5 protein-coding genes are annotated in these 4,289 nt (G+C 59.7%); 3 read left to right on the top strand and 2 right to left on the bottom strand.

Going from position 1 to position 4,289, the window contains the following annotated elements; all coding sequences use genetic code 11:
* Positions 1–459, bottom strand: a 459-nt coding sequence (locus HKN37_11735) for a serine/threonine protein kinase (protein ID NNE47317.1), incomplete at its 3' end; no start/stop codon positions are given.
* 654 nt (positions 460–1,113) lie between these two features.
* Here HKN37_11735 and HKN37_11740 point away from each other — a divergent pair.
* Both HKN37_11740 and HKN37_11745 read left to right on the top strand, forming a co-directional pair.
* Positions 1,114–2,445: an alpha/beta fold hydrolase gene (locus HKN37_11740; GenBank protein ID NNE47318.1), complete on the top strand. Its 1,332-nt coding sequence runs from the start codon at positions 1,114–1,116 to the stop codon at positions 2,443–2,445.
* 89 nt (positions 2,446–2,534) lie between these two features.
* Positions 2,535–2,867, top strand: a complete 333-nt coding sequence (locus HKN37_11745) for a hypothetical protein (protein NNE47319.1) — start codon at positions 2,535–2,537, stop codon at positions 2,865–2,867.
* A 12-nt stretch (positions 2,868–2,879) separates the two neighbouring features.
* Here the strand turns inward: HKN37_11745 and HKN37_11750 are convergent, their stop codons facing one another.
* Positions 2,880–3,227: a hypothetical protein gene (locus HKN37_11750; GenBank protein NNE47320.1), complete on the bottom strand. Its 348-nt coding sequence runs from the start codon at positions 3,225–3,227 to the stop codon at positions 2,880–2,882.
* A 148-nt stretch (positions 3,228–3,375) separates the two neighbouring features.
* Between HKN37_11750 and HKN37_11755 the strand changes: the two genes are divergently transcribed.
* The gene (locus HKN37_11755) at positions 3,376–4,116 is read left to right on the top strand and encodes a DUF434 domain-containing protein (GenBank protein NNE47321.1); all 741 of its coding nucleotides are present in this window, start codon (positions 3,376–3,378) and stop codon (positions 4,114–4,116) included.
* Positions 4,117–4,289: the final 173 nt, after the last annotated feature.

Consider the following 4,289-nt stretch of genomic DNA (forward strand, 5'->3'; position numbering starts at 1 on the left):
GAGTATCTTCGCGACTCCCTTCTTGGTGAGCATGATGTTGCCGCTCTTGATGTCGCGGTGCACCACGTGCGCTTCGTGCGCCACCTTGAGTCCTTCGGCGATCTGCGAGGCATACGAGATGGCGTCCTTCAGCGGGAGCGGTCCCTTGGCGACAAGGTCCGCGAGCGACTCCCCGTCGATGTACTCCATCGCGATGAACGGGCGGGACTCCCCGTCGGCCTCCGCTTCGTCTATTTCATAAACGTGCGCAATGTTCGGATGATTGAGCGCTGCAGCCGCCCGGGCCTCACGGTAGAACCGCGCCCGATCATCCTCCGAAATAAGAGCATGGGGAGGAAGCAGCTTGAGCGCGACCGTCCGGTCGAGCTTCGTGTCCTCGGCCTTGTAAACGATGCCCATTCCGCCGCGGCCGAGCTGGCCTACGACGCGATAATGGGAAATAGTTGTCCCCGGAGTCATATCGAATTCTCCCCCTTCAGCCCTTGCGGGCAGAGATTTGCCTTGCTGGACAGGCAGTTAAGTCGGCGCAGAACCCCTTTATAGGGCGTAACCTTCGCAAAATCAACACGAAGGGTGCATCCATCGAGCGTGAAATCGCGTACGCCGGGACGTACTTTCGAAAGTCCTCGTTGAACCTGGAATGTCCAACGCGAAACCTCCAAAAGAAGGCACGACAATCTCATGACACAGATGTTCAAACAGGCCGCTCTTACGCTGCTTGCTCTCTTCATGTTCATACCCCTGTACGCCCAGGATTCAGGTGACGGTGTTGCCGGCACATGGGAGGGCACCCTGACAGTGCCCGGAGCCTCAGTGACGCTCGTCTTCCACTTCGCGACTTCCGATGACGGGTCATACGGCGGAACGATGGACAGTCCGGATCAGGGCGCCACCGGGATTCCGCTGGGGTCCGTAACCGTAGCCGAGGGCGAAGTGGTCGCGACTGTACCAAGCCTGGCCGGCGAGTACCGGGCCACTCTGACAGAGAGTCAGCTGGAAGGGACCTGGTCACAGGGCGGCCAGTCCTTTCCTCTCAATCTGGAAATGAGGGTCGAGGCCGCGGAGGACCAGACTCCGCCATCCAGGCCCGACATAGACGTCACGGGAACGTGGATGGGTCGCCTGAACGCGGGTGGCACACAACTGCGCATAGTGTTTCACATCGAGGAGGGTGACGACGGGGTATTGACGGGAACTCTCGACAGCCCGGACCAGGGTGCGACCGGCATTCCCCTCGGCGAAATCTCCGGATCGGGATCGTCGATCACTATCCAGCTCCCTGCCGTCGCCGGCACCTATGAGGGCACGATTGAAACCGACCGATCCGCCATTGAAGGCACCTGGAGCCAGGGCGGGGGCACACTGCCCCTCAGGCTCGAGCCAGCCGACGACGAAAGTATCAGGTTGCCCGATCGGCCGCAGCAGCCGAGACCTCCTTATCCCTATATCGAAGAGGAGGTTGGGTTTGACAATACACATGCAGACATCCGGCTGGCCGGTACCCTGACGATTCCAGAGGGAGACGGACCCTTCCCTGCAGCGATTCTGATCAGCGGATCCGGACCGCAGAATCGAGACGAGGCCCTGCTCGGACATCGACCCTTCCACGTCCTGGCCGACTACATGACCCGCAAGGGCATTGCTGTCTTACGCTACGACGATCGCGGAATAGCTGAATCTACCGGAGACTTTGCGACAGCGACGTCCGTCGATTTCGCGGAGGATGCCTCCGCCGCCGTCGATTTCCTCAAGGGACGGTCGGAAATAGATTCAGAGCGCATCGGGCTTGTCGGTCACAGCGAGGGAGGGCTCATTGCACCTGTCGTCGCCGCTGATCGCGACGATCTTGGATACATCGTGCTGATGGCGGGGCCCGGTGTGACCGGTGAGGAGATTCTGTACGAGCAGGGAGCCGTGATCCTGCGCGCCGGCGGAGCCGACGAAGAGAGAATCGCGAGCAACCGGGCCACTCAAGAAGCCATGTTCGAAATAGCAATGTCTGATGCGCCACTCGATGAGGTTCGGGAAAAGCTCCGCGCATTCCTGGTCCAAACGGTGGAAGGGATGGATGAGCAGGAGCGGACGGCGTCAGGACTTTCCGAAGCGATGATCGAACCGCAGGTACAACAGGTTGCGTCTCCGTGGATGCGCTTCTTCCTGTCCTATGACCCCCGACCGACGCTTGAGAAGGTCACGTGCCCGACGCTTGTGATCAACGGAGAAAAGGACCTTCAGGTGCCGCCGTATCAAAATCTTCCGGAGATAGAACGCGCACTGACGAAAGGCGGCAACACGAACTTTCGCATTGTTGAGATGGAGGGGCTCAACCACCTCTTCCAGACGTCCGAGACCGGTGCGCCGTCCGAGTATGCCGCCATCGAGGAAACCTTTTCACCGAAGGCGATGCAGGTGATCGCCGACTGGATTCTTAACGACGCGTCGTAAACCTGCCATGGCCTGTCAGGACTGCCCTTAATGTGAGTCGGGGTGTCGGTCGATACAAGGAGAGATTCCTCCACGACCACGACCCTGCCATGAAGAAGCTTTTTGTCCTTCTCGTTCTTGCCGGCGCATTCGCGTACTTCGTGTGGCCGACGCGCTACCAGGAGTACAACGCCGGCGAAGGACCTCACGCAGAACAAACACACCTCGCAACGAGAGTCGACCGAATATCGGGCGACGTTCAGGCCCGCACGTCTACCGGCGCCTGGAAAGATCTCTCTGAGCTGGGTCCGCGCGAGCACGTTCCGAATCCGGTGACGTCGCCGTACACACGAGCGGATCTGAGTTCGGGTCAACAGAAGCAGAACGAGATCCAGGCGACACAGTCTGCCATCGACGCAGCGACCGCAAGCGGGACAAAGTAGCCGGCCGGCGGCTCAGTTGAGGTTGCGACCCGGGAAGTGGCAGACTTTCTGAATAGTCGAAGTCACGACGCGGTTACCGAACTCGAGGTGCATTCCACACGCTGCCACGAGGTCACGTTTCAATACCGTTCCGCCCCACGTGCAGCCGGCAATCGTCGTCTGAAAAGGGCCGCCGAACTTGCGGTCAAACCATCCGCCCGATACCGAGTAGGAACTCTCACCGAGTGCCCGTACGGCATAGACGGAGTTTCGTGTCTTGACAATCAATACGTCTCCCGGCCGCATGTCCAGGCGGTTGACACCCTCGGCCCGGGTGGCCGAAGAGGTGATTGCAGCGAGATCGTATCCGGTATGCTTCACGATTCCATGTAGTCCATGTGCCCTGGCGGGAGGGCCAATAAACGCCCTGCCGATACTCTTGCACAAGCCCTTTCTCTATGGAGACGAACAATTCCAATATGAGTTTCGACCATATATCTTGGGTGTTGAAGCATGAAAGGACGGCGAGATGAGCCCGGACCGCCGCAAACACAGAGGACCGCACCCCGATGATCGCGGCCTGTTCTCCGATGAGGTCGTACCCATCCTTCGTGAGGCCGGGAGTCATCTTTCGTGGTTGTTGACTCGCGGATACACGATCCGATCGTCTCTCAAGCTTGTCGGTGATCGATACCAGCTGCATGAAAGGCAGCGGATCGCGATCCGACGCGCGTCCTGTTCGAAACAGTCGCGAGATGATCGCACATCGCGTCTCCTGTCGCCGAGCGAGACCCGTGGCCAGGCACTTCAAGTCGACGGCCTCAACGTGATCGTGTCGGTCGAAGCAGCAATCGCCGGCGGCGTCCTCCTCCTCTGTCAGGACGACACGATCCGCGACCTCGCCAGTGTGCACGGGTCGTACCGGAAAGTCGACGAGACCACCCTTGCCGTTCGTTTGATAGGAAACGAGTTGGAAACGACGGCTCCGGAATCAACGGAATGGTTGATTGATCGGCCGGTGTCCAACAGCGGACGGCTTGCGGAGATCATTCGGACAGAAGCAACGCGGCGCGGGGCATCCTGGAGCGTCGAACTCGTCACAAACCCGGACCGTATACTGAAATCATCGGAGTTGGTCGCGGCCAGCTCTGACTCGGCCGTCCTCGATCGGACCGCGCGCTGGCTAAACCTGACGCGGAACGTCATCGATACCTACATTCCGGAGGCATGGATAATTGACCTCCGGCTACCCCCGTCGGCATCGAACTAACCATCGAGACTCGACTATAACACGATCCTCACTGCCAACCAGCGGACGATGGCCAAGGCTCAGATCGGCACCAGTATCCTCGCCTTGACGCTGATCATGTCGGCGTGCCTGGAGGACGGCGAACGCGGCAATCCCCTCGATCCCCTTTCCTCCAACTTCGTCGACGAAGGGCA

This window comes from Rhodothermales bacterium, assembly GCA_013002345.1.
Classification (GTDB): Bacteria; Bacteroidota; Rhodothermia; order Rhodothermales; family JABDKH01; genus JABDKH01.